This is a genomic window from Paraburkholderia sp. IW21 (genome assembly GCF_041321145.1).
Classification (GTDB): domain Bacteria; phylum Pseudomonadota; class Gammaproteobacteria; order Burkholderiales; family Burkholderiaceae; genus Paraburkholderia.
This window is the reverse complement of the sequence record NZ_JBGGWA010000002.1, coordinates 99,979-124,854: the sequence shown is the minus strand read 5'-3', so window position 1 is coordinate 124,854 and position 24,876 is coordinate 99,979. Positions and strand designations below refer to the sequence as shown.

The window sequence follows — 24,876 nt, the reverse complement described above, 5'->3', positions numbered from 1 at the left end:
TAATGTGCGGGTTTCGCGGGCCGCAGCGCAAACCGATTTACCCCGGCGAAATCCTTGCCGACGCAGGAGCGCACATGACTCAACATCCTGGCAACCCTGCTGGTCTGCCCGACCCGCATGAGCTCGATCTATTCGAATTTGCGCGAAGTGGGCGTCAGGCCGCGGGTGTCGTGCGCGTCTCGCAACTGCCGCGCATGTTAAACGAAGTCCCGGCAGAAGCGCCAGAGCGCGACGCCGCGTTCACCTGGCAAGCCGAGGGTGCAACGCAGCCGGAATTGCAGGACGACGGCACCGAGGGTCCGCAGCCGTATTTAAGGCTGGCGATTCACGGCGCTGCATGGCTCGAATGTCAACGGTGTATGAAGCCGTATTCGCAGGCGTTCAACGTCGATGCAACTTACCGGATCGTCAGCACTGAGGCGGAAGCCGAAGAGTTTCCGCTCGACGAGGATGAAGTCGAAGTGATCGTGGGCTCGCGCCAGTTCGATCTCATCGACTTGATCGAAGAAGAGTTGCTGCTTTCCTTGCCGCTCGTGCCCAAGCACGAGGTGTGTCCCGAAGTGCACGAGAGCCTCGTCTCTGGTGTGGCTGGCGCAGAAGGCGAGGGCGACGAGGCTGCGCCGGACGAAGCCGGTGAGGGCGGTGAGCCCGAGCGGCCCAATCCGTTTGCGGCGCTCGAAAGTCTCAAGCGCGGTGAGCCGGGCGACAAGAAGCACTGAACAGTTGCATGGGAGCGCGAAGCGGGCGCATTGGCCATTCGGTCAATGGCGGACACCGGGTCGGGCTGTGTTAGAATTCGGAAAATTTTTAGGAGTTAGTCATGGCAGTTCAACAAAATAAGAAGTCGCCGTCGAAGCGCGGCATGCACCGTTCGCACGATTTCCTGACGGCAGCGCCGCTGGCCGTGGAACCGAGCACGGGCGAAGTGCATCTGCGTCACCACGTTAGCCCGAACGGCTACTATCGCGGCAAGAAAGTCATCAAGACGAAGAACGACTAATCGTTTCACTGCGTTGCGCCCTTGGCGTTTCGCGTGGCGATCGGCTCGCTTGACATTTTCCCGGCTCGGCAAAAAGGCGGCATTCAACTGCCGCTTTTTTGTGTCGATCGCAGTTGGCGCTTTAGCGCTTGCTACGGTCCCATGCAGGGCGCCTGAAATTCGTCGCACTCCATGACAGTAAAGCTCACGATAGATTGCATGGGAGGCGACCACGGCCCGTCCGTGACCGTTCCCGCTGCCGTCAACTTCGTTCATTCGCACCCCGACGCGCAATTGCTGCTCGTCGGCATTGAAAGTGCGATTCGTGCGCAGCTGAAGAAGTTGAAGGCACAAGACCTGCCGGCGCTGACCGTCGTACCCGCTTCCGAGATCGTCGCCATGGACGATCCGGTTGAAGTCGCGCTGCGCAAGAAAAAAGATTCGTCCATGCGCGTGGCGCTGAACCGCGTCAAGGAAGGCGAGGCGCAAGCCTGCATTTCCGCCGGCAACACCGGCGCGCTGATGGCGGTTTCGCGTTACGTGCTGAAGACGTTGCCGGGCATTGAACGCCCGGCGATCGCATCCGCACTGCCCAATCCCACTGGTTACACGATGATGCTCGACCTGGGCGCCAACGTCGATTGCGAGCCGCAGCATCTGTTGCAGTTCGCCGAGATGGGGCACGCGCTCGTGTCCGCGCTCGAAGGCCGCGAGCGGCCCACCATCGGTCTGCTCAACATCGGCGAAGAAGTCATCAAGGGTAACGACACCATCAAACGTGCCGGCGAACTGCTGCGCGCGAGTACACTTAACTTTCACGGCAACGTTGAAGGCAATGACATCTTCAAGGGCACGGTCGACGTGATCGTCTGCGACGGTTTTGTCGGCAACGTCGCGTTGAAGACGTCGGAAGGCCTCGCGCAGATGCTTTCCAACATCATCAAGGAAGAGTTTGGCCGCTCGTGGCTTACCAAGGTGATGGCGGTACTCGCATTGCCGGTATTGATGCGCTTCAAGAAACGTGTCGACCATCGGCAATACAATGGCGCCGCATTGCTCGGCTTGCGCGGGCTGGTGATTAAAAGCCACGGTTCGGCGGATGCCTACGGGTTTGAATGGGCTATCAAACGCGGGTATGATGCCGTCAAAAACGGCGTGCTGGAACGCCTTGCGCGAGCAATGGAGGAGAACGCGAGTTCTCTCGAACAGGCGGCGCGCGACGCGAGCGGTGCGGGTCACGCAAGCCCGATCGCAGGCCAGCCGGCCGAGCCCTACGCTGCGCAATCCTCGAAGGCATAATGGCTCAATCGACAATTTATTCCCGCGTGCTGGGCACGGGCAGCTATCTGCCACCCGGGCGCGTCACCAATCAGGATCTGGCTGAACGTCTCGCCAGGCAGGGCGTCGAGACGAGCGACGAATGGATCGTCGCCCGCACGGGTATCCATGCGCGCCACTTCGCCGAACCCGATGTCACCACCAGCGATCTGGCGCTGATCGCCTCGCAGCGCGCGATCGAAGCGGCTGATATCGATCCGCAATCCATCGATCTGATCATTGTTGCAACCTCCACGCCGGACTTCGTGTTTCCGAGTACCGCGTGCCTGTTGCAGAACAAGCTCGGCATCAAGAATCACGGCGCGGCATTCGACGTGCAGGCCGTCTGTTCGGGCTTCGCTTACGCGGTGGCCACGGCGGACAGCTTCATTCGCAGCGGCCAGCATCGCACAGCGCTCGTGATCGGCGCGGAAACCTTCTCGCGCATTCTCGATTTCAAAGACCGCACCACCTGCGTGCTGTTCGGCGACGGCGCGGGCGCGGTGATCCTGCAGGCATCGGAAGAACCGGGCGTGCTGGCAAGCGCATTGCACGCCGACGGCAGCCATTCGAACATTCTCTGCACGCCGGGCAATGTGAACCGCGGCGTGATCGAGGGCAGCGCGTTCCTGCACATGGACGGGCAGGCGGTGTTCAAGCTCGCTGTCAATGTGCTCGAAAAGGTCGCGGTCGAAGCGCTCGCGAAGGCCAATCTGTCGGCCGAGCAGATCGACTGGCTGATCCCGCATCAGGCCAATATCCGCATCATGCAAAGCACCTGTCGCAAGCTCCGCTTGCCGCAGGAACGCATGGTCGTCACAGTGGGCGAGCACGGCAATACGTCGGCTGCGTCCATTCCGCTCGCATTCGACGTCGCGGTGCGCGACGGCCGCATCAAGCGCGGACAGAACGTGCTGATCGAAGGCGTCGGCGGCGGCTTCACGTGGGGCGCGTCGGTTATCCGCTACTGATAGCGGCGACGTTATGGCGAGCGCTCTTTGCGGCGCTCGACTACGCTTGAGCGCGCGAGCCATCAATCCGGTGCGTGCCACCCACATCTGACAACATCGATTTTGGGGACGATATGAAATTTGCGTTCGTTTTTCCTGGGCAAGGTTCGCAGTCGGTCGGCATGCTCAACGCATTCGCCGATCACGCGGTCGTGCGTGAGACGGTTCAGGAAGCGTCCGATGCACTCAATCAGGACCTCGGCAAGCTGATTGCCGAAGGCCCCGCCGAAGATCTGAATCTCACCACCAATACCCAGCCGGTCATGCTGACCGCCGCGTATGCGATCTATCGTGCGTGGCTGGCTGCGGGCGGCCCGAAGCCGGCCATCCTCGCCGGTCATAGCCTCGGCGAATACACCGCGCTGGTCGCGGCGGGCGCCATCGCGTTTCGCGATGCTGTGCCGCTCGTGCGTTTTCGCGCCCAGGCCATGCAAACGGCTGTGCCGGTCGGTGAAGGCGGCATGGCCGCGATTCTCGGCCTCGATGACGACGCGGTCCGCGCGGTGTGCGCGGAAGCGTCGGTTGCGGGTGTCGTCGAAGCAGTGAATTTCAATGCGCCGGCGCAAGTCGTGATCGCCGGCCACAAGGCCGCGGTCGAAAAAGCGTGCGAAGTCGCGAAGGCGAAGGGCGCAAAGCGCGCGCTGCCGCTGCCCGTGTCGGCGCCGTTCCACTCGTCGCTGCTCAAGCCAGCGTCGGATCAATTGCGCGAGTATCTGGCCGGCGTCGACGTGCAGGTGCCGTCGATTCCCGTGATCAACAACGTCGACGTCGCGGTGGTCAACGAGCCGGCAAAGATCAAGGATGCGCTGGTGCGTCAGGCGGCGGGTGCAGTGCGCTGGGTCGAAAGCGTGCAGGCGATGGCTGGGCAGGGCGTCACACACGTGATCGAATGCGGTCCTGGCAAGGTCCTTGCGGGTTTGACCAAGCGTATCGACGGCAATCTGGTCGGTGCGTCCGTGTTCGATCCGGCTTCGCTCGAAGAAACGCTCAAGCTGGTGACCGCGAGCTGAACGCCGCGCTACAAAGTGCCAGGAATTGGCACCAGGATCGGCATCAAGAATCAATCAGCCCTCCGAAAGGGCATTCGGACTGACAGATGGAAAAGACTCTCGACAAGCAGATCGCACTCGTGACGGGCGCGTCGCGCGGCATTGGCCGTGCGATCGCGATGGAACTGGCGCGCCAGGGCGCGACGGTGATCGGCACGGCAACCAGCGAAAGCGGCGCGGCCGCGATCAGCGAAGCTTTTAACGCGGCCGGCGTGAACGGCCGCGGCGCGGTGCTCAACGTGAACGATGCCGCCGCAGCCGAAGCGCTGATCGACGGCACCGTGAAGGAATTCGGTGCGCTGCACGTGCTGGTGAACAACGCCGGCATCACGCAAGACCAGCTCGCAATGCGCATGAAAGATGACGACTGGGACGCGGTGATCGACACCAATCTCAAGTCGGTCTTCCGTCTGTCGCGCGCGGTGTTGCGCCCAATGATGAAGGCCAGGGGCGGTCGTATCATCAACATAACGTCGGTGGTCGGTTCAGCCGGCAACCCGGGGCAGGTCAATTACGCTGCCGCGAAAGCGGGCGTAGCAGGCATGACGCGCGCCCTTGCACGTGAGATCGGCAGCCGCGGCATCACCGTCAATTGCGTCGCGCCAGGCTTCATCGACACCGACATGACCAAGACCCTGCCTGAAGAACAGCAAACCGCGCTGAAGACGCAGATTCCGCTCGGGCGCCTGGGCAGCCCGGATGATATCGCCCACGCCGTTGCGTTCCTCGCGTCGCCGCAAGCGGGTTATATCACCGGCACGACATTGCATGTGAACGGCGGAATGTACATGTCGTAACCAATTTCGGTTACTATCCGCGCCTTGATGCGTTTGCAAAAGCGTAAGGCGCATGCCTTGACAGGAACCCGATGCGCCGCTTTTTTGCCGGGTCAAACCTGATAAAATGCGCGCACCTGTATTTTTGAACTTCTTTTCCCTTGGAGGGGTTAATGGACAATATCGAACAGCGCGTCAAGAAGATCGTCGCAGAACAACTCGGCGTTGCAGAAGCTGAAATCAAGAACGAAGCTTCGTTCGTGAACGACCTCGGCGCCGACTCGCTCGACACCGTTGAACTCGTGATGGCCCTCGAAGACGAATTCGGCATGGAAATTCCGGATGAAGAAGCCGAGAAGATCACCACCGTTCAGCAAGCGATCGACTACGCTCGCGCGAACGTCAAGGCCTAAGGTCATTCGCGCCTGCGTTTCTGCGTTGGCGGCGTATGACGCCCTGCCGCGCCGGTTCCCGGCGCCAGCAGGGCTGGCGCTTTTTGCCGTGCAGGAGCCCGCGATGCTGACAGCGCAACTTTTCGCGCGATTGCCGACTTTCAAGAAAACGCCGGGCCGCCCCAAGTTTTCTTGCCCCCTCGGGGAGACCTGGTGTGAAACACCAGGTGTGGGGGCGGCTTAACAGCCACAGGGCACACAGGGCAAGTTCCTGTGGCCGCTGTGGCTTTTGCTTTTGTCATCTATGAAAAAGGGGTTACCGTGAGCCGCCGTCGTGTTGTTGTTACAGGCCTGGGGCTGATTTCGCCTGTTGGCAATAATGTTGCCGACGGCTGGGCCAATCTGGTCGCCGGCAAGTCGGGTATTGCCAATATCACGAAGTTCGATGCGTCGAACTTTTCGACTCGTTTCGCCGGCGAGGTGAAGGGTTTCAATATCGAGGACTACATCCCCGGTAAGGAAGCGCGCCACATGGATACGTTCATCCATTACGGCATCGCGGCCGGCATCCAGGCTATGCAGGACAGCGGCCTCGAAGTCACCGACGAGAACTCGGAGCGTATCGGCGTGGTGGTCGGTTCAGGAATCGGCGGCTTGCCGATGATTGAAAACACGCAGACCGAGTTGCTGAATCGCGGCCCGCGCCGTATTTCGCCGTTCTTCGTGCCGGCGTCGATCATCAACATGATCTCGGGCCATCTGTCGATCAAGTTCGGCATCAAGGGTCCGAATCTGGCGATCGTGACTGCATGTACCACGGGTCTGCATTGTATCGGCGAGGCTTCGCGCCTGATCGAATACGGCGACGCCGACGTGATGATCGCCGGCGGGGCGGAATCCACCGTGTCGCCGCTCGGTATCGGCGGCTTCGCGGCGGCGCGCGCGCTGTCGCAACGCAATGACGATCCGGCAACCGCGAGCCGTCCATGGGACAAGGATCGCGACGGTTTCGTGCTGGGCGAGGGTGCCGGCGTGATGGTGCTCGAAGAGTACGAACATGCGAAGGCGCGCGGCGCGAAGATTTACGCTGAAGTCAGCGGCTATGGGATGAGCGGCGACGCCTATCACATGACCGCGCCGCTGGAAGACGGCGACGGCGCACGCCGCTGCATGCTGGCCGCCATGAAGAACGCGGGCATCAACTCGGATCAGGTGAATTACCTGAACGCGCATGGCACGTCCACGCCGCTCGGCGACCTGGCTGAAACCACCGGCATCAAACGCGCTTTCGGCGACCACGCCAAAGATATGGTCGTGAATTCGACCAAGTCGATGACGGGCCACCTGTTGGGGGGCGCCGGCGGTCTCGAGTCCGTGTTCACCGTGCTGGCCGTGCATCATCAGGTGTCGCCGCCGACGATCAACATCTTCAATCAGGACCCGGCTTGCGATCTCGATTACTGCGCCAACACGGCGCGGGAGATGAAGATCGACGTCGCGCTGAAGAACTCGTTCGGGTTCGGCGGCACGAACGGCACACTGGTTTTCAAGCGCACCTGATTGCCTGATCGTTTGGTGACGCGCCAGTCGACGACACCGGTTTTGCCGGTGGCTTTCCTCGAATCGGCAAGGCTCGGTGGAGCGCCGCAACGAATTACGTTGCGGCGCTCCGTCTCCATGCGCGCTGCGTTGGGTTTTTTCGTGCTGACTGCCGCGTTGGCCGTCTTTACCTGCCTCGCGTGGCACCTCGGCGCATGGCGGGCGCTTCCGTTGACGCTTGTCGTGGTGGCACTGCTGGCGCTCTACGTGACGAAACATGAACGTGCACAGCCCGCCGCGTTGAAAATCGGCCGGGACGGACTGTCTGCCTGGGACCGGGGCGGCAGTTTGCTGGCACAGGGCCGCATTGCCGGCTGCTCGCAATGGAGCGATCGCCTGCTCGTCCTGGCGCTGGTGCCGGACCAAGGGCGCTCCCGCGCATTATTTCTTGCTGCCGACGCGCTTCCAGCGTCCGTCTTCCGGGAACTGGCCGTGCTGGGCCGGTGTGGCGCCGGTGCTTGACTGTAAAGACTGTAACCGCTGTTACCGGAGTAACGTGCCGGGATGATGGGGACGCTACAATGGTCCCCCGCCATGCGCCCTATAGTTAACGGATTTATCAGGTGAGCGAAAAAGAAATTGATCAGGTGCTGGTCGAGCGCGTCCAGAAGGGCGACAAGGCCGCGTTCGAGCTTCTGGTCTCCAAATACCACCGCAAGATTCTCAGGCTGATCTCGCGCCTCGTGCGGGACCCCGCCGAAGTGGAAGACGTCGCCCAGGACGCTTTTATCAAGGCGTACCGGGCATTGCCGCAATTTCGCGGCGACTCGGCGTTTTATACGTGGTTGTACCGGATTGCGGTCAACACGGCAAAGAACTACCTTGCGACCCAAGGGCGGCGCGCACCGACTTCAACCGAAGCAGATGCTGAAGAAGCTGAAACTTTCTCGGACGCCGACCAACTAAGGGATATCAACACGCCTGAGTCGATGTTGATGAGCAAGCAGATCGCTGAGACGGTCAATGCTGCAATGGCGGTTTTGCCGGAAGAGTTGCGCACCGCCATTACTCTTCGTGAAATTGAAGGTTTGAGTTACGAGGAAATCGCTGAGATGATGGGTTGCCCAATCGGCACAGTCAGATCACGAATTTTCCGCGCTCGCGAAGCCATTGCGGCAAAATTGCGTCCGTTGCTTGACACTCCTGAAGGCAAGCGCTGGTAAACACCAGCCGGCTAGACGGGGCGCGGGTGCAATATCTGGATTAGTGGTGTCACTACGGGGTATTTGTAAGATGGGGAGCATCATGGGGTCGGTCTCGATGCAATCGCAAGTCAGCTCGCGCGGCGAGCGTCTGTCCGCTTTTGTCGACAGTGAGTTGTTCGGCGAAGAGCATCTGAACACGTTTGTTTCCGAACTGGACGGCGAAGGTCGTGCCGCCTGGTCGTGCTATCACCTGATCGGCGACGCCTTGCGTTCCGACGATCTGGCGATCAGCCCGGCGGCGAGCAGCGCGTTCCTGAACGGTTTTGCCGCACGTTTCGATAACGAGCCGCACGTGCTCGCACCTGCCGCGATGCCGGTCGCGCGCCGTTTGCTGGCGTTGCGTCGCCGCGTTGTGCCGGCTTTTGCTGTCGCTGCCGCCGCTGCCACGCTGACGTGGATCGTCGTGCCGCAGTTGCAAGGCGTGCCAGGCGGCCCGGGCGTAACGCAAGTCGCGTCGCTCCAGTCGCATGGTGATTCGCTGCAGCGCGTGGCAATGGCTTCGGTGCCTGTCGCTACTGTGCAGCCCGTCGCACAAGACGCCAACATTATTCGTGACGCAAGTCTCGATCAGTATCTGGAAGCTCACCAGCAATTCGCGCAACAACCGGTCATGCCGGGCTCGATGCCGCTGATTCGCGCTGCCGCAGTTTCTACGCAAGGCCAATAGTTTGATGCAGACTCCGCGGTTGAATAAAACGACTATCTGGGGGCGGCTGCCGGCATTTCTGTTCTGTGCAGCGGTATTGTTGTCTGCTACACCGCGGGTTTTTGCCCAAACCGGCGATCCGCTCGTCGTGCGCCGTACGGCTGCGGAGTTGCTCGATCGGATCCATCAGGCTGCACAACAGCAAAACTACGAGGGCGCGTTCGTCTATCAACGCGGCAATTTCGTTCAGACGTCGCGGATCGCACACTACGCAACCCGCACGGACGGCGAATTCGAGCAACTCGAAAGCCTCGACGGCAAGCCGCGCAAAATGCTGCGTCATAACGAAGACCTCTACACGTTCGTGCCGGAGCGGCATCTGTGTGTGGTCGAGAAGCGCCAGAGCAAGGACTCGTTTCCCGCGCTGCTGGCTGTAAGCGGCGAACAGGTGCTGTCTGTGTACGAGCCGAAACTGCTCGGTGACGACCGCGTTGCGGGCGTCGACAGCCAGGTGATCGAGCTCGATCCGAAAGACGCATATCGCTTTGCTTACAAGCTGTGGGCCGACAAGAAGACCGGCCTGCTGCTGCGTGCACAGACACTTGACGCGAACGGTCAGGTGCTTGAGCAGTTGGCGTTTTCGCAGATTCGTATCGGCGTGCCGGTCGACAAGGCCGCCATCGTCAATGGTATTCGCAACACGGCCGGCTGGACCGTCGTGCGTCCGCCAGTCGAGCCGGTCGATATGGCCGCGCAAGGTTGGCAGATCGCGCCCACGGTGCCGGGCTTCCGCAAGATTCGTGAATTGCGCCGTCCCATGGCCGCGCGTGACGCGGGCCAGCCGACCATTCCGGTCGACCAGGCGGTCTTCTCCGACGGCCTCGCGGCTATTTCGGTGTTCGTCGAGCCGGTCGAGAACAATACCCGCAAGGAAGGCGCGGGTAGCAGCGGCGCGACGCACGTGCTGGTCAAGCGCCGCGGCGACTTCTGGATTACTCTGCTTGGTGAAGTGCCACAGACGACATTGCAGCAATTTGCGTCTGCCATAGAATACAAAGCTCCGAAGTAATCCTCCGAATCCTGAATCCCTCGGCTTGCTAAGATATGACGACTTTCTCGGTGCGCAAATTCCTCGCGGCCGCGGTGGTAGCGGTGTGTTTGCCGCTCGTACCGCATACGGCGTCTGCGGCTCCCGCCGCCAATCTGCCTGACTTTACCGACCTTGTCGACAAGGTTGGCCCGGCGGTCGTCAACATTCGCACGACCACGCGCGTGTCGAACAGTGGTGTCCGCGGCGGGTTGCCGCCGGGCATGGACGACGGCGACATGTCGGAGTTTTTCCGCCGCTTCTTCGGCATCCCGTTGCCGCAGTCACCGCAATCGCCGGGTACAACACCGCGCGGTGGCGATAACGGCGGCAGCGGTAGCGGCGGCAGCCAGGACTCGCCAGACAACAGCGGTCCTGAACAGAACAGCGGCGTCGGCTCCGGCTTCATCCTGTCGGCGGACGGTTACGTGATGACGAACGCGCACGTGGTCGACGACGCGGACACCATTTACGTCACGCTCACCGACAAGCGCGAATTCAAGGCGAAGCTGATCGGCGTCGACGATCGGACCGACGTTGCCGTCGTGAAGATCAGTGCGGCCAATTTGCCGACCATCACGATCGGCGACTCCAACAAGGTACGCGTGGGCGAGTGGGTGGTCGCGATCGGCTCGCCGTTCGGTCTCGAGAACACGGTGACAGCCGGTATCGTCAGCGCCAAGGGGCGTGATACAGGCGACTACCTGCCGTTCATCCAGACCGACGTGGCCGTCAATCCAGGTAACTCGGGCGGTCCGCTGATCAACATGCAGGGCGAAGTGATCGGCATCAATTCGCAGATCTACAGCCGCACCGGCGGTTTCATGGGCATCTCGTTCGCCATTCCGATCGACGAGGCGATGCGCGTGGCCGACCAGCTGAAGGCATCGGGCAAGGTCGTGCGCGGCCGGATCGCGGTGGCGATCGGTGAAGTGACGAAGGACGTGGCCGACTCGCTCGGTCTGCCGAAGGCGCAGGGCGCGCTGGTCAGCAGCGTCGAGCCGGGTGGTCCGGCGGACAAGGCCGGCGTGCAGCCGGGCGACATCATCCTGAAGTTCAACGGTCATTCGGTCGACACGGCAACGGACTTGCCGCGCATGGTCGGCGATACGAAGCCGGGCACCAAGTCGACCGTTACGATCTGGCGTAAGGGTCAGACGCGCGATCTGCCGGTTACGATTACCGAGATGCAGCCGGACAAGACTGCCAAGGCGGATGCGAAGAAGGCGCCGGTGCCTAAGCAACGCGCCACCAACGTGCTGGGTCTCGCCGTGAGTGATATCCCGGCTGACCAGATGAAGGCGCTGAAACTGCGCAACGGCGTGCAGATCGACGCCGTAGACGGTCCGGCATTGCGCGTCGGTCTGCAAAAGGGTGACATCGTACTGCGTGTGGGCGATATGGATATCACGAGCGCGAAGCAGTTCGACGACCTGACCGCGCACCTCGATTCGCAGAAGATGGTGGCGCTGCTGGTCCGCCGCGGCGAGAACACGCAGTTCGTGCCGATTCGCCCGCGCAGCGCGCAGAAGTGAAAGCGGTGGCGCCGCTCACGCTCTACGGGCGCGCGTGGTGCCACTTATGCGACGACATGCGTGCCGCGCTCGAGCCGTTGCTGGTCGAATTCGGCGCGCAAGTGGAAGTCGTCGACGTTGACGCCGATCCCTTGCTGGAAGCGCGATACAACGAACTCGTGCCGGTTCTGGTCTGCGACGGCGTCGAACTGTGTCACTATCACCTTGACGCAGCGCGGGTTCGTACCGCGCTCGCTGCACGCGTCGCCGCGGCGTCCTGATGCGGTTGCACAGGGCCCAAACCAGCCGCAAAACGCGCACCATTCACACCCAGTTTCGCGTCTCTCCTGAGCCGTCTTTTCCGCCCGAGCTTCGCAAGATGCGCCGGGCGATAGCCTTTTCGGCTAAAATAGATAGGTTTTTCACCTACTTACAAGGCGTGCTCCGCTATTGTCCGAGCGCGCCTTTTTCGCTTGATCGGCACTGAATGGATCATATTCGTAACTTCTCGATCATTGCGCACATCGACCATGGCAAGTCGACGCTCGCCGATCGCATCATCCAGATCTGCGGTGGCTTGTCCGACCGCGAGATGGAATCTCAAGTGCTCGACTCAATGGATCTCGAGCGCGAGCGCGGCATCACCATCAAGGCACAAACCGCCGCATTGACGTATAAAGCCCGTGACGGGCAGATCTACAACCTGAACATGATCGACACGCCGGGCCACGTCGACTTCTCGTACGAAGTCAGCCGCTCGCTGTCCGCATGTGAAGGCGCGCTGCTGGTCGTCGACGCAAGCCAGGGCGTGGAAGCGCAAACCGTCGCCAACTGCTACACGGCGATCGAGCTCGGCGTCGACGTGATTCCGGTGCTCAACAAGATCGACCTGCCGGCCGCGAATCCCGAGAACGCAATCGAAGAAATCGAAGACGTGATCGGCATCGACGCAACCGACGCCACGCGTTGCAGCGCGAAGACCGGCCTCGGCGTCGAAGACGTGCTCGAAGCACTGATCGCCAAGGTGCCGCCGCCCAAGGGCGATCCGCAAGCGCCGCTGCAGGCGCTGATCATCGACTCGTGGTTCGACAACTACGTCGGCGTCGTGATGTTGGTGCGTATTGTCAACGGCACGCTGCGCCCGAAAGACAAGATCCGCATGATGGCGACCGGCGCGCAGTATCCGGTCGAGCACATCGGCGTGTTCACGCCGAAGTCGAAGAATCTTGAATCGCTGTCGGCCGGGCAGGTGGGCTTCATCATCGCCGGCATCAAGGAGCTGGCTGCGGCGAAGGTGGGCGACACCGTCACACTGGTGAATCGTTCTGCGGCCGAGCCGTTGCCTGGCTTCAAGGAAGTGAAGCCGCAGGTGTTCGCCGGTCTCTATCCGATCGAAGCCAACCAGTACGACGCATTGCGTGACTCGCTGGAAAAGCTGAAGCTGAACGACGCCTCGCTGCAGTACGAGCCTGAAGTTTCGCAGGCGCTCGGCTTCGGTTTCCGTTGCGGCTTCCTCGGCCTGCTTCACATGGAAATCGTGCAGGAGCGTCTCGAGCGCGAGTTCGACATGGATCTGATCACCACGGCGCCGACCGTGGTGTACGAAGTCCTGCAGCGGGACGGCACGATCATCATGGTGGAAAATCCGGCCAAGATGCCGGAGCCGTCGAAGATCGAAGAAGTGCGCGAGCCGATCGTTACCGTCAATCTATACATGCCGCAAGACTACGTCGGCTCGGTGATCACGCTGTGCACGCAAAAGCGCGGCAGCCAGATCAACATGCAGTACCACGGCCGCCAGGTCCAGTTGACCTACGAAATCCCGATGGGCGAAGTCGTGCTCGATTTCTTCGATCGTCTGAAGTCGATCTCACGCGGCTATGCGTCGATGGACTACGAGTTCAAGGAATACCGCGCGGCTGACGTCGTGAAGGTCGACATGCTCATCAACGGCGACAAGGTGGATGCGTTGTCGGTGATCGTGCATCGTTCGCAAAGCCAGTACCGCGGTCGTGAAGTCGCGGCGAAAATGCGCGAACTGATTCCGCGCCAGATGTACGACGTCGCGATTCAGGCCACCATCGGCGCGAACATCATTGCGCGCGAAAACATTAAAGCATTGCGTAAGAACGTGCTGGCAAAATGCTACGGCGGCGATATCAGCCGCAAGAAGAAACTGCTCGAAAAACAAAAGGCAGGCAAGAAGCGAATGAAGCAGGTGGGGTCCGTTGAGATTCCGCAAGAGGCTTTCCTCGCGATCCTGCGTGTCGAAGACAAATAAGACGAACAACGGAACACTATGAATTTTGCGCTGATTCTTTTTGTGCTCGTCATTTTGACGGGCGTTGCATGGGTCGCAGACAAACTGGTTTTCGTGCCGCAACGGCGCCGCGCGGCGGACGCCGTGGTCGCCGAGTTCGACCGCCAGCAGGCACGCGTCGGCGAGCGTTTCGCCGACGAGAACGCGGCGCAAACGCGCGCGCGTCTGCGTGAGGACAAGCTGCGTCAACCGTGGTGGCTCGAGTATTCGGCGAGCTTCTTCCCGGTGATTCTGGTGGTGTTCCTGGTGCGCTCGTTCGGGGTCGAGCCGTTCAAGATTCCGTCCGGTTCGATGGTGCCGACGCTGCTGGTGGGCGACTTCATTCTCGTCAATAAATTCGAATACGGTATCCGTCTGCCGATCACCAATACAAAGATCACGGAAGGCCGTCCGCTTGAGCGCGGCGATGTGGTGGTGTTCCGCTACCCGAAAGACGAATCGGTCGACTACATCAAGCGCGTGATCGGCCTGCCGGGCGACACCGTCGCCTATCAGGACAAGCAACTGACGATCAACGGCAAGCCTGTGCCGGAAACACCGCTGCCGGACTACCTCGATGAAGAGCGTCTCGGTTATGCGAAGCAGTTCGAAGAAGATCTCGGTGGCCGCAAGAACGCGATCCTGAACAACCCGGCCGTGCCGCCGTTCATTGTCGGTGCCGAAGATTATCCGTATCGCGATAATTGTACGTACAACGCACGCGGCGTCATCTGCAAAGTGCCGCCGGGCAATTACTTCATGATGGGCGATAACCGCGATAACAGCGCGGACAGCCGTTACTGGGGTTTTGCGCCGGATAAGAATGTTGTTGGCCGCGCGTTTTTTATCTGGATGAACTTCAGCAATCTGAAACGCATCGGTTCATTCCACTGAGCACGCATGCATGATTGCACGACACGCCGCGGCGCTGGCCCACACGTAGGCCACATCAGTCGCGGCGTGTTATCACGCTACTTTAAGAATCTGCGGTAACGTCGCTTCAACACGCTTTTTCCGCTGGCCGTCCCGCGTTTTCGGCGGGGCAGGCGCCCGCGTTATACTCTGCCCATGCCCCTATCTCCGTTGGAAAGCCGTCTGCGCTATGAATTTCGCAATGCGGAATTGCTGCGCCAGGCTTTAACGCACCGCAGTCACAGTTCCACGCATAACGAACGGCTCGAATTTCTCGGCGATTCCGTTCTAAATTGCGCGGTGGCTGCGCTTTTGTTCCAACGTTTCAGCAAATTGGATGAAGGCGACCTCTCGCGCGTCCGCGCCAACCTGGTCAAACAGCAGTCGCTTTACGAAATCGCTCAGGCCCTCAATATCTCCGAAGGCCTGCGCCTCGGTGAGGGCGAACTGCGCAGCGGTGGGTTCCGCCGGCCTTCGATCCTCGCTGACACGCTCGAAGCCGTATTGGGCGCGATATTCCTCGACGGTGGGTTCGACGCCGCCCAGACGGTCATCAAGCGTCTTTACGTGCCGATTCTCGATCACATCGATCCACGCACGCTCGGCAAGGACGCCAAGACGCTGCTGCAGGAATATCTGCAGGGCCACAAGATCGCGCTGCCCACGTACACGGTCGTCGCGACTCATGGTGCGGCGCACAATCAACAATTCGAAGTCGAATGCACGGTGCCGAAGCTGGAAGTCAAAGTGTCCGGTTCCGGCGCGAGCCGTCGTGCGGCCGAGCAGGCCGCAGCCAAGAAGGCGCTCGACGAGGTGATGGCCGCGGCGCCCGCCGTGGTCGCCAAGTCCAAGCGTTCGAAAGGCGCCCGCGCGGCGAAGAATGCCGAGCCGGAGATCGTGCCCGGCGTGACCGGCGTGCAGGCCGCGCTCGATTTACGCAGCCCGGATCGAAAGAATGAACGCGGAGCCGGGCGCGGTGAGGCTCGCACCGTGCCGGCAGCAGAGTCCGCAGCGGAACGTCCGACTCTAACCGCGACGTCCGCGCCGCTGGCGGTGATTCGCGCCGCGCATGTCGAATACAGCGGACAGGACAAGTCGGAGCGCGCGGATAAGGCTGAAAGAGCTGATAAGGCGACCGTTCACGCGAGCGACAGGTCCGCTGACAAAGCCATGACGGACAAGTCAGCCGAGAAGTTGGACGGCAAATCTGCGGACGCCAAATCCGAAGGCGCAAAGCCCGCAGACACGAAGGCCGCGGACGCCAAACCCGCCGACGCCAAACCGGAAGTCGCCGCCGTCCGCGGCGTCGACAAGCACCGTAGCCGCGAAGCCACACCTGGCGCCGCCGTGCCGGCGCCTGGCGTGCCCGCGCAAACTGAACACGAACCCGGCGTAGCCGACGCGGTGCAAACCCGTGTCGCCGATGCGGGCCATTGATTGCCATCGGCGCGCCACTCCCCGCGCGTCGATCTGAACCTGCCGTAGCCCGAATATGAACGCTCCCACTCCCACTGGTTTTCGCTGCGGCATGGTCGCGATCGTCGGCCGCCCTAACGTCGGCAAGTCCACGCTGATGAACGCGCTGGTCGGCCAGAAAGTCAGTATTACGTCGCGTAAGGCGCAGACTACCCGCCATCGCATCACCGGCATTCACACGCTCGAAGACGCGCAGTACATCTTTGTCGATACGCCGGGCTTCCAGACCAAGCACAGTGGCGCGCTGAACCGCTCGCTTAACCGCGCGGTCACGTCCACGCTGACTTCCGTCGACGCGATCCTGTTCGTGATCGAAGCGGGGCGTTTCGGTCCGGACGATCAGAAGGTGCTCGACCTGATCCCGCCGTCGGTGCCCACCCTGCTGATCGCGAACAAGCTCGATCGCGTGTCGGATAAGGATTCGCTGTTTCCGTTCATGCAGCAGGTGAGCGCGCTGCGCCAGTTCAACGAGATCGTGCCGTTGTCGGCGAAGCATCCCGAGGACATCAAGCGGTTGATGGCGACGGTCAAGCCGTTCCTGCCGGAAGGCGCGCCGATCTACGGCGAAGACGACCTGACCGATCGCAGCGAGCGCTTCCTCGCCGCCGAAATCCTGCGCGAAAAAGTGTTCCGCTGGACTGGCGACGAATTGCCGTATACCAGCACCGTGCTGATCGACAAGTTCGAAACCGAAGGCCGTCTGCGTCGCATTTTCGCGACCATCATGGTCGAACGCGATACGCACAAGGCGATGATCATCGGCCAGAAGGGCGCCAAGCTGAAGCAGATCAGCACCGAAGCGCGTCTCGACATGGAAAAGCTGTTCGACGGCCCGGTGTATCTGGAGACCTTCATCAAGGTGAAGAGCGGCTGGGCCGACAACGAAGCCGGACTCCGTGCGTATGGGTACGAATGACGCGTGGATGACGCGGAATTCCGACGCTGAACCGGACGACTCGGAGCCGGCAGCGTCGGCGCGCGAGCCGTCCAAACCGGCTCGTGGTACCCAAAAACCCTCCTCGAGTGCCAAAAGCGCGCAGGGCGCCGAAGGCGCGCCGCGCAAAGCGCCGGCGCGCCGCGCGCCTCGCCCCTCCGCCTCTGATTACCGGATCGCTGAGCAACCCGCTTTCGTCCTGCACAGCTATCCGTATCGCGAGACCAGTCTGATCATCGACGTGCTCTCGCGCGATCACGGCCGTCTCGCGCTCGTCGCGAAGGGCGCGAAGCGTCCGCACTCCGCTTTGCGCGGCGTGTTGCAGACCTTCCAGCCGCTCGCCTTGTCGTGGTCGGGCAAATCGGAAGTGCGCACGCTGACCGGTGCCGAATGGGTCGGCGGCATGTTGCCCTTGGCGGGTGATGCGCTGCTCTGCGGTTTCTATGTCAACGAACTGATGGTCAAATTCTGCGCACGCGAAGACCCGCACCCGCAACTGTTCCATCACTACGTCGTCACCATGACGCGCCTCGCGCATGACGAGCCGCCCGTGCAGGTGCTGCGTTCTTTCGAGCGTGTGCTGCTGCGCGAAACCGGCTATGCGATGGCGCTCGATCGCACCGTCGCGCGCAAAGCGGTGCAGGCCGAAGGCCGCTATGTGTTCGATCCGGAGCGCGGCGTGCGCGAAGCGTCCGACGATCTGCCCGCACAGTGGCCAGTGGTCGCGGGACAAACCTTGCTCGATATGGAGCAGGACGATTACCATCGAGCGCAGACCGTGGCGCAAAGCAAAACGCTGATGCGCTTTCTGCTCAACACCTACCTTGGCGGCACGCCGCTGGCGACGCGCCAGATCCTGATCGACTTGCAGAACCTATGAGCTTCTTTCTTACGTCGCCGAATGTGATTGACCTGGGCGTGAACATCGATCACGTCGCCACGCTGCGCAATGCGCGCGGCACGTCTTACCCCGATCCAATTCGCGCCGCATTGATGGCCGAGGAGGCGGGCGCTGACGTTATCACGCTGCACTTGCGTGAAGACCGCCGCCATATCGTCGACGCCGACTTGCGCAAGCTGCGGCCGCTGTTGAAAACGCGCATGAATCTGGAATGCGCGGTCACACAGGAAATGCTCGACATTGCCTGTGAAGTCCAGCCTCACGACGTTTGCCTCGTGCCGGAAAAGCGTCAGGAACTGACGACCGAAGGTGGTCTCGACGTCGCCGGCCAGTTCGAAGCGGTGCGTGCGGCATGCAAGCAACTCGCCGAAGCGAATTCGCGTGTGTCGCTCTTCATCGATCCGGACGAAACGCAAATCCGCGCCGCGCACGAAGCGGGCGCGCCGGTGATCGAACTGCACACGGGCCGCTATGCCGAAGCACACGATCCTGCTGAACAGCAGCACGAATACGAGCGTGTGGTGCGCGCCGTCGAATTCGGCGCAACGCTCGGCATCAAGGTGAATGCGGGCCACGGTCTGCATTACACCAACGTCCAGCAGATCGCCGCGATCGAAGGCATCGTCGAGCTGAATATCGGCCACGCGATCGTCGCCCATGCGATTTTCGCCGGCTGGGACAACGCAGTGCGCGAGATGAAGGCGATCATGGTCGCCGCCCGTCTCGGCGCACGCGCGTAACGCTGCGGGGCACCGGGCATGGCGATCTACGGCATCGGCACGGACATCGTTCAGGTCAGCCGCGTGGCCGCGGTGATGACGCGCACCAACGGCCGCTTCGCCGAAAAGGTGCTCGGCCCTGACGAACTGCGTGTTTATCACGCACGCGAGGCGCGATCGGCGGCGCGCGGTCTCGCGTTTCTCGCCACGCGGTTCTCGGCTAAAGAAGCGTTCTCGAAGGCGATCGGCCTGGGCATGCGCTGGCCGATGACCTGGCGCGCACTGCAAACGCTCAACAAGCCGAGCGGCGAGCCCATGGTGGTGGCATCCGGCGAGCTGGCCGAATGGCTCGACGCACGCGGCATCACGGCGCGCGTGACGATCAGTGACGAGCGCGACTACGCGGTGTCGTTCGTGATCGCCGAAACCGGGGAAATGATGCGAGGGCCGGACGCCCCGCGCGCCCCCGCCAGTGACGAGTAAAAAATATTTTGAATGCGGCACACGCCGGCCGCGTCTTTCTTTGTCTCAGCTTTTTTCTAGCGGAATTCGATGAAAACCACTCCCGGACCGGTGATGCTCGACGTGGTCGGCAAAACGCTGAACGACGATGACAAACGCCGCCTTGCTCATCCGATGACGGGTGGCGTGATCCTGTTCGCGCGCCACTATGAGAGCCGCGCCCAACTGATCGCGCTGACCGATTCGATCCGCGCGATCCGCGATGATCTGCTGATTGCAGTCGATCACGAAGGCGGCCGCGTGCAGCGCTTTCGCACCGACGGCTTCACCATGCTGCCGGCGATGGGCAAGCTGGGCGCGCTGTGGGACAGCGACGTACTGCACGCCACCAAGGTGACGACCGCAGTCGGTTATATCCTCGCGGCGGAATTGCGCGCGTGCGGTATCGACATGAGTTTTACGCCGGTGCTCGATTTGAACTATGGCCAGTCACAAGTGATTGGCGATCGCTCGTTCCATCGCGATCCGCGTGTCGTGACCTTGCTGGCGAAGAGCCTCAATCATGGTCTCGCGTTGGCCGGCATGAGCAATTGCGGCAAGCACTTTCCTGGGCACGGTTTCGCACATGCGGACTCGCATGTCGCCATGCCGGTCGACGACCGCTCGCTCGACGAGATCATCCGCGACGACGTGGCGCCGTACGATTGGCTCGGTGTTTCCCTCGGGGCGGTGCTGCCGGCCCACGTGGTCTATCCGCAGGTCGACTCGAAGCCCGCGGGTTTCTCGCGCGTCTGGTTGCAGGACATTCTGCGCAACAAGCTGCGTTTCGAGGGCGCCGTGTTCAGCGACGACCTGTCGATGGAAGCCGCGCGCCAAGGCGGCACGCTGACGGAAGGCGCAACCGCGGCGCTGCAAGCCGGTTGCGACATGGTGCTGATCTGCAATCAGCCGGACGAAGCGGAGAAGGTGCTGGACGCGCTGCGCTTCACGCCGTCGAAGGAATCGCGGCAGCGCCTGAAGCGCATGCGGCCGCGCGGCAAGGCGCTGAAGTGGAGCAAGCTGGTAGCCGAGCCGCAGTATTTGCAAGCGCAGGCCTTGCTGCGTAGCGCGTTTGCATAGGGAGCCAGCAAAGGGTTGAGGCCAAGCAAAAAAACGGCGCCTTTTTTCCGGGCGCCGTCTTTTATTCAAGCTCAGCTTTCGCGAAGCCTGTCCAACTCAGTTCAACCGCATCCGCTGCAGCTTGTTGTACAACGTCTTCGGACTGATCCCCAGCAACGACGCCGCGCGATGCCGTGTGCCGCCGACCGCATCGAGCGTCGCGCGAATCAGCATTTCCTCGACGTCGGCGAGTGGCGTGCCGACGGTGACCTGCACGCGGCTGCCGTTCAGATCGCGGCCGTTGGCCGAGCCCGCTTCGTCGGCGCGCAACGATTCCAGCACGTCGCCGGACGCGTGATAGGCACGCCGCACGCGTTCCTGCAACTCCCGCACATTGCCCGGCCACTCGTACGAAAGACACTCGCGCAAGAAGTTTGGTCCGACCTGCTTGGCGACTTCCGGCGTGTTGCGCGCGGTCGCATCGTGATTCAACTCGTCGACGATGGCCTGGGCGATCAGCGCCGGATCTTCGCCACGTTCGCGCAGGGGCGGGAGCGTCACGGCGGCCGCGTCGAGACGCAGTGCAAGATCTTCGTGCAGGCTGCCGTCGGCGACTGCCGCGCGCGCATTTTTGCGCGTCGAGGCAATCAGCCTGAAATCGGTCACCACCTGATTCGTGCCGCCGACCCGCATGAAGGTCTGCGAATCGAGCGCGCGTAGCAGCGCCTCCTGTTGAGCACGCGGCAGCTCGGCGATTTCGTCGATGAACAGTGTGCCGCCGCTCGCCTGTTCGAACAGGCCGGGCTCGCGCTGCTCGGTACCGCCGAACGCGCCGCGCTCATGACCAAACAGGAGGCTGTCGAGCGAGCCGTGCGCGGCGACGCTGCCCGCCGTCCTGCAATCGAACATGATGAACGGTCCTTTGCGGCGCCGGCTCATGTCGTGCAGTGTGCGTGCTGCGATCTGCTTGCCCGTGCCGGTTTCGCCGGAAATCAACACGGCGGCTTCGGTCGGCGCGATATGTTCGATCGTGTCGTAGACATGCTGGATCGCCCCGCTGCGGCCCATTAGCGAGCCGAAACGGCCGAGCTGACGCAGCGACGAACGCAGCGTCCGGACTTCTTCGGTCAGTTCATACGGACGCGGGATGCGCGCGAGCAGACTGCGCAGGCGCGGAATATTGACCGGTTTGAGCAGGTAGTCCCAGATCCCGTGCCGCAGGCCCTCAATCGCGCTCTCGACTGTCGCGTTGCCGGTCATCACGATCACCGGCAAGGCGCCGCCGGGCGGATGCGCGGGCAGGTGCTGCAATAGATCGAGCCCGCTGCCGTCCGGCAGATTCAGGTCGACCAGAACGACGTCAGGGATGAAGCGTGTCAGCGCGGCCCGAGCCTCGGCGATGGTAGTCGCTGTGTCGACGGAGAAGCCGTCGGCGGCGAGGATGGCGGACAGGCCTGACAGGCTATTGGGATCGTCTTCAACAATCAGGGCGTGTGGCATGGCGAGCGCTATTTTTTAGATTGACGGAATACCCGGGACGCGGCGCCGATACTCTGGCGCGCGGCACGGGCGCAATGGCTGGCCGGTACGGTCGGTCGAATGCCCGCGCCGCGCAGGTAAGGTCTGCCACGGCTGTGGAACAATCGCACGCCAATTGGCATGGGCGCGGCGCAAATCGAGTAACACGATGTGCAAGCAGAGCGGTAGCGATTCGACTCACGTAGTTCTGGTCCTTTACTTTCGGTGGGCGCCCTCCCTGATGCGATGCGACGCGCGGGTAGGACACCTGTACTTCCTTCACTGGGCCGGTCAGAAATCCCGGTTGCTGTCGAAGAAGCGCCGTACTTCAAGTTCCGCTTGCTCGCGGGTCTGGCCGTAACGCTCCTGGATCAGCCCGGTCAGTTTGTCGGCGCGGCCTTGTGCCTTGGTCAGCTCGTCGTCCGTCAATTCGCCCCATGCGGTCTTTGCCTTGCCGATCATTTGCTTCCACTTGCCTTCAGCGATGTCGTTATTCATGTCGCATCTCCGGGTTGGGGGAAAATGCCATAGCGGCCTGTACCTCGGAGAAGCAGGGACTGTGCCAAAGAGACTAATTAAGCTTATCAATGGTCTGTTGAATGCGGAACGGGCAGATAGAAGCGATGGCCCGGTATTTTTGAGAATTTACCCGGTAAAGTTTTCCTCGACCCTACACGGCGGCGCAAAAAAGAAAAAGCGCCCGAAGTGGGCGCTTTTTCTTTGCCATGTTTATCGCCGTGCCGGACTTGCTCCGGCACGGGATTGAGGCTGCAGGCGCTTAGGCGCGGCTGCGGTACTCGTGCGTACGCGTATCGATTTCGATTTTGTCGCCGATGCTGCAGAAGAGCGGCACTTGCAGTTCGAAACCAGTGGTCAGCTTGGCGTTCTTCAACACCTTGCCCGACGACGTATCGCCCTTGACAGCCGGCTCCGTATAGATGATTTCACGGACCAGCGTGGTCGGCAGTTCGACCGAGATGGCTTTCTCGTTGTAGAACACGACTGCGCAAGCCATGCCGTCTTCGAGGTAATGAAGGGCGTCGCCCATCATTTCGCCTTCGACTTCGAACTGGTTGTAGTCGGCGTCCATGAACACGTACATCGGGTCGGCGAAGTACGAGTACGTCACTTCCTTGCGTTCCAGCACGACGACGTCGAACTTGTCGTCTGCCTTGTACACGCTTTCCATGCCTGCGCCGGTCAGCAGGTTCTTGAACTTCATCTTGACGACGGCGGAGTTGCGGCCCGATTTGTTGTATTCGGCCTTTTGCACGACCATCGCGTCTGCGCCGATCATTACTACGTTGCCGGTGCGGAGTTCCTGTGCGGTCTTCATAAAACTGTCCTGTACGAAATGAGTAGCTTCAACTGTTGCTCAACGGCATACGGCGCAAGCGGCTTCGGCGCTTCTTGCACTTCGGCGCTGCGCCGCTTGGAGCGGCACCAGCCGGAGTGGTGCGTGAAGCGTGGCCGGCTTTTGCCGCGGTGACCCGCGGCGGGGCTGCAAACCCTGCAATCCGTTACCTGCTTTTTACCCTGTGCGGGCGTGGTCACGAGTGGCGCCGATCGACAGGATGCGCCCCTTTTTTGACATGTCCGCCCCTCACTGACCAAGCTGAGAGCCGATCATGCCTCTTTCGATGCCGGGTTTGCCGGCGGTTTCGCCAGGCGTGGCGGCTAAGGTTCAACGCTGCGATCGGGCCGCGCTTGCGTCGTCGGCCGTTGGATAACCGCTTATTTTAGCTGACTTTTTGCGAACAAGGCCAGATTTCGGGCGAGGTCGCCCACTTGGGCTAATTCGGCTGCCCATTCGGCTGCGCGTTGCTTCAAGGTCGCGCGGTGGCGCTGCAAATCCGCCCAGTCCGGCTGACCGGCGCCGTTCCACGCATGCCAGAAGCGCGCGAGGGCGTCGCGCGCGGCAGCGGGCAGCGTGCGGGCATAGTGGGCGAGCGCGGCGTCGAGCTTCGGCAGATGGGCGTCGTCGGCTTGGGGGTAGATGTGCCAGACGAAAGGTTTCGCGGCCCATTGGGCGCGGACGAACGAATCTTCGCCGCGCACGAAATTGAGGTCGCTTGCCCACAGAAGCGCGTCGTAGCCCGGTTGCTCGGTAAAAGCGAGCGCGTGGGCGGTGAGGCCGCCGCGCTCGGCATTCGAACCTGCGGCGAACGAAGGCAGACCGAAAAAACGCGCGACGGCGCCCGAAATCCGGCCTTCCGGCACCAGCAGGACGACCGGCTCGGTGCCGTCGCGCCATTGCTCCAGCAGACTGTCGACGGCCGGGTTTTCGTAGGCGAACAGCGAGACGACCGTGGCGGTCGCAGGTGGCGGCGCCCGGCCGGTGTTGTTCAGCCACCAGGCTTCGCGCGCCGACTGCGACGCTTCGAAGGCCGCGCGCGCGGCGTCGAGATCCCGTTCCTTCAGCACGCCGCCGGTGCCCGGGCCGAGTCCTGGGAAAAAGAATGTTTTGGTTAGCGGGTAGCGCGGATGCGGCGATGGCCGGAGATGGAAATCCGCCACCCAGTCCTCAGCGCTCAAATATTCGAGGTTGAACCACACCGGCGCGCGCTCGCGCCGCGCCATCGCGGCGACGTAGATCGGCGGCAGTTCGCATGCAAAGGCCTCGATCACGACGTCGGCCACGTCGAGCGTGTCGCCCGCGTGCGCCGGCTCGTGCCAATGCTCGATGACGATGTCGCCGACCGCCTGGCGTGGGCGATCCAGAGCCAGCGACGGGCACAGCTTCTGAAACGCATGCAGGTCGTCGACAAACACGCGCACCTGCCAGCCGTGCTCGGCCGCCAGTTGGCGCGCGAGGCGCCAGCACACGCCGATGTCGCCGAAATTGTCGATCACCGCGCAAAAGATATCGCAGGCAATTGCCGTGGGCGCGGCAGCGGGCTGTTCGGAAGGGGGCGTAGCGGAGAACATGGTGGCCTGGGTTGCAAGTTCGAACAGGGCGTGGTGTGGCGAGACTGCAGGGCGG

General features: G+C 61.9%; 26 protein-coding genes. 22 read left to right on the top strand and 4 right to left on the bottom strand.

What is annotated here, in order from left to right; genetic code table 11:
• Window positions 1-74: 74 nt before the first annotated feature.
• From ACAX43_RS04390 to nagZ, 22 genes are all read left to right on the top strand, one after another.
• Entirely contained in the window at window positions 75-719 is a 645-nt protein-coding gene (locus tag ACAX43_RS04390; RefSeq protein ID WP_370707206.1) for a DUF177 domain-containing protein, read from the top strand.
• Between the two features lie 101 nt (window positions 720-820).
• On the top strand, window positions 821-1,000 hold the full coding sequence (gene rpmF, locus ACAX43_RS04385; protein ID WP_047844776.1) for a 50S ribosomal protein L32: 180 nt from the start codon (window positions 821-823) through the stop codon (window positions 998-1,000).
• Window positions 1,001-1,171: 171 nt separating this feature from the next.
• Entirely contained in the window at window positions 1,172-2,278 is a 1,107-nt protein-coding gene (gene plsX, locus ACAX43_RS04380) for a phosphate acyltransferase PlsX (protein WP_370707205.1), read from the top strand.
• The gene (locus ACAX43_RS04375) at window positions 2,278-3,267 is read left to right on the top strand and encodes a beta-ketoacyl-ACP synthase III (RefSeq protein WP_370707204.1); all 990 of its coding nucleotides are present in this window, start codon (window positions 2,278-2,280) and stop codon (window positions 3,265-3,267) included. Before plsX ends, ACAX43_RS04375 begins: the two co-directional genes overlap by 1 nt.
• Before the next feature lie 113 nt (window positions 3,268-3,380).
• A complete protein-coding gene (fabD, locus tag ACAX43_RS04370) occupies window positions 3,381-4,316 on the top strand; it encodes an ACP S-malonyltransferase (RefSeq protein WP_370707203.1) in 936 nt (311 codons plus the stop codon).
• Window positions 4,317-4,402: 86 nt separating this feature from the next.
• The gene (gene fabG / locus ACAX43_RS04365; protein WP_370707202.1) at window positions 4,403-5,152 is read left to right on the top strand and encodes a 3-oxoacyl-ACP reductase FabG; all 750 of its coding nucleotides are present in this window, start codon (window positions 4,403-4,405) and stop codon (window positions 5,150-5,152) included.
• A 152-nt stretch (window positions 5,153-5,304) separates the two neighbouring features.
• The gene (gene acpP / locus ACAX43_RS04360) at window positions 5,305-5,544 is read left to right on the top strand and encodes an acyl carrier protein (protein WP_004197638.1); all 240 of its coding nucleotides are present in this window, start codon (window positions 5,305-5,307) and stop codon (window positions 5,542-5,544) included.
• A 300-nt stretch (window positions 5,545-5,844) separates the two neighbouring features.
• On the top strand, window positions 5,845-7,083 hold the full coding sequence (gene fabF, locus ACAX43_RS04355) for a beta-ketoacyl-ACP synthase II (protein WP_370707201.1): 1,239 nt from the start codon (window positions 5,845-5,847) through the stop codon (window positions 7,081-7,083).
• Window positions 7,084-7,098: 15 nt separating this feature from the next.
• Window positions 7,099-7,584, top strand: a complete 486-nt coding sequence (locus ACAX43_RS04350; RefSeq protein WP_370707200.1) for a protein YgfX — start codon at window positions 7,099-7,101, stop codon at window positions 7,582-7,584.
• Window positions 7,585-7,685: 101 nt separating this feature from the next.
• Complete coding sequence (rpoE, locus tag ACAX43_RS04345; protein ID WP_073431795.1) at window positions 7,686-8,285, top strand: RNA polymerase sigma factor RpoE; 600 nt, start codon at window positions 7,686-7,688, stop codon at window positions 8,283-8,285.
• A gap of 82 nt (window positions 8,286-8,367) precedes the next feature.
• Window positions 8,368-8,994 carry a sigma-E factor negative regulatory protein gene (locus ACAX43_RS04340; RefSeq protein WP_370707199.1) on the top strand — a complete coding sequence of 209 codons (627 nt, stop codon included), beginning with the start codon at window positions 8,368-8,370 and terminating at the stop codon, window positions 8,992-8,994.
• A 4-nt stretch (window positions 8,995-8,998) separates the two neighbouring features.
• On the top strand, window positions 8,999-10,042 hold the full coding sequence (locus ACAX43_RS04335; RefSeq protein ID WP_370707725.1) for a MucB/RseB C-terminal domain-containing protein: 1,044 nt from the start codon (window positions 8,999-9,001) through the stop codon (window positions 10,040-10,042).
• Window positions 10,043-10,077: 35 nt separating this feature from the next.
• Window positions 10,078-11,595, top strand: a complete 1,518-nt coding sequence (locus tag ACAX43_RS04330) for a DegQ family serine endoprotease (RefSeq protein WP_370707198.1) — start codon at window positions 10,078-10,080, stop codon at window positions 11,593-11,595.
• A complete protein-coding gene (locus ACAX43_RS04325; RefSeq protein WP_370707197.1) occupies window positions 11,592-11,855 on the top strand; it encodes a glutaredoxin family protein in 264 nt (87 codons plus the stop codon). Before ACAX43_RS04330 ends, ACAX43_RS04325 begins: the two co-directional genes overlap by 4 nt.
• Window positions 11,856-12,061: 206 nt before the next feature.
• Window positions 12,062-13,855 (top strand): translation elongation factor 4, encoded by a 1,794-nt coding sequence (gene lepA, locus ACAX43_RS04320; protein WP_370707196.1) that lies wholly within the window; start codon window positions 12,062-12,064, stop codon window positions 13,853-13,855.
• An 18-nt stretch (window positions 13,856-13,873) separates the two neighbouring features.
• Window positions 13,874-14,767 (top strand): signal peptidase I, encoded by an 894-nt coding sequence (gene lepB, locus ACAX43_RS04315; protein ID WP_370707195.1) that lies wholly within the window; start codon window positions 13,874-13,876, stop codon window positions 14,765-14,767.
• Window positions 14,768-14,941: 174 nt separating this feature from the next.
• A complete protein-coding gene (gene rnc / locus ACAX43_RS04310) occupies window positions 14,942-16,222 on the top strand; it encodes a ribonuclease III (protein ID WP_370707194.1) in 1,281 nt (426 codons plus the stop codon).
• 55 nt (window positions 16,223-16,277) lie between these two features.
• Window positions 16,278-17,177 carry a GTPase Era gene (era, locus tag ACAX43_RS04305; protein WP_370707193.1) on the top strand — a complete coding sequence of 300 codons (900 nt, stop codon included), beginning with the start codon at window positions 16,278-16,280 and terminating at the stop codon, window positions 17,175-17,177.
• Window positions 17,164-18,075: a DNA repair protein RecO gene (gene recO, locus ACAX43_RS04300; protein WP_370707192.1), complete on the top strand. Its 912-nt coding sequence runs from the start codon at window positions 17,164-17,166 to the stop codon at window positions 18,073-18,075. Before era ends, recO begins: the two co-directional genes overlap by 14 nt.
• Complete coding sequence (gene pdxJ, locus ACAX43_RS04295; protein WP_370707191.1) at window positions 18,072-18,836, top strand: pyridoxine 5'-phosphate synthase; 765 nt, start codon at window positions 18,072-18,074, stop codon at window positions 18,834-18,836. Before recO ends, pdxJ begins: the two co-directional genes overlap by 4 nt.
• Before the next feature lie 18 nt (window positions 18,837-18,854).
• On the top strand, window positions 18,855-19,298 hold the full coding sequence (gene acpS, locus ACAX43_RS04290) for a holo-ACP synthase (protein ID WP_370707190.1): 444 nt from the start codon (window positions 18,855-18,857) through the stop codon (window positions 19,296-19,298).
• A gap of 69 nt (window positions 19,299-19,367) precedes the next feature.
• Entirely contained in the window at window positions 19,368-20,396 is a 1,029-nt protein-coding gene (gene nagZ, locus ACAX43_RS04285; RefSeq protein ID WP_370707189.1) for a beta-N-acetylhexosaminidase, read from the top strand.
• Between the two features lie 96 nt (window positions 20,397-20,492).
• Here the strand turns inward: nagZ and ACAX43_RS04280 are convergent, their stop codons facing one another.
• From ACAX43_RS04280 to earP, 4 genes are all read right to left on the bottom strand, one after another.
• The gene (locus ACAX43_RS04280) at window positions 20,493-21,875 is read right to left on the bottom strand and encodes a sigma-54-dependent transcriptional regulator (protein WP_370707188.1); all 1,383 of its coding nucleotides are present in this window, start codon (window positions 21,873-21,875) and stop codon (window positions 20,493-20,495) included.
• 309 nt (window positions 21,876-22,184) lie between these two features.
• A complete protein-coding gene (locus ACAX43_RS04275; RefSeq protein ID WP_370707187.1) occupies window positions 22,185-22,391 on the bottom strand; it encodes a CsbD family protein in 207 nt (68 codons plus the stop codon).
• Between the two features lie 280 nt (window positions 22,392-22,671).
• On the bottom strand, window positions 22,672-23,229 hold the full coding sequence (gene efp / locus ACAX43_RS04270; RefSeq protein ID WP_370707186.1) for an elongation factor P: 558 nt from the start codon (window positions 23,227-23,229) through the stop codon (window positions 22,672-22,674).
• A 398-nt stretch (window positions 23,230-23,627) separates the two neighbouring features.
• On the bottom strand, window positions 23,628-24,821 hold the full coding sequence (gene earP / locus ACAX43_RS04265; protein WP_370707185.1) for an elongation factor P maturation arginine rhamnosyltransferase EarP: 1,194 nt from the start codon (window positions 24,819-24,821) through the stop codon (window positions 23,628-23,630).
• Window positions 24,822-24,876 lie beyond the last annotated feature (55 nt).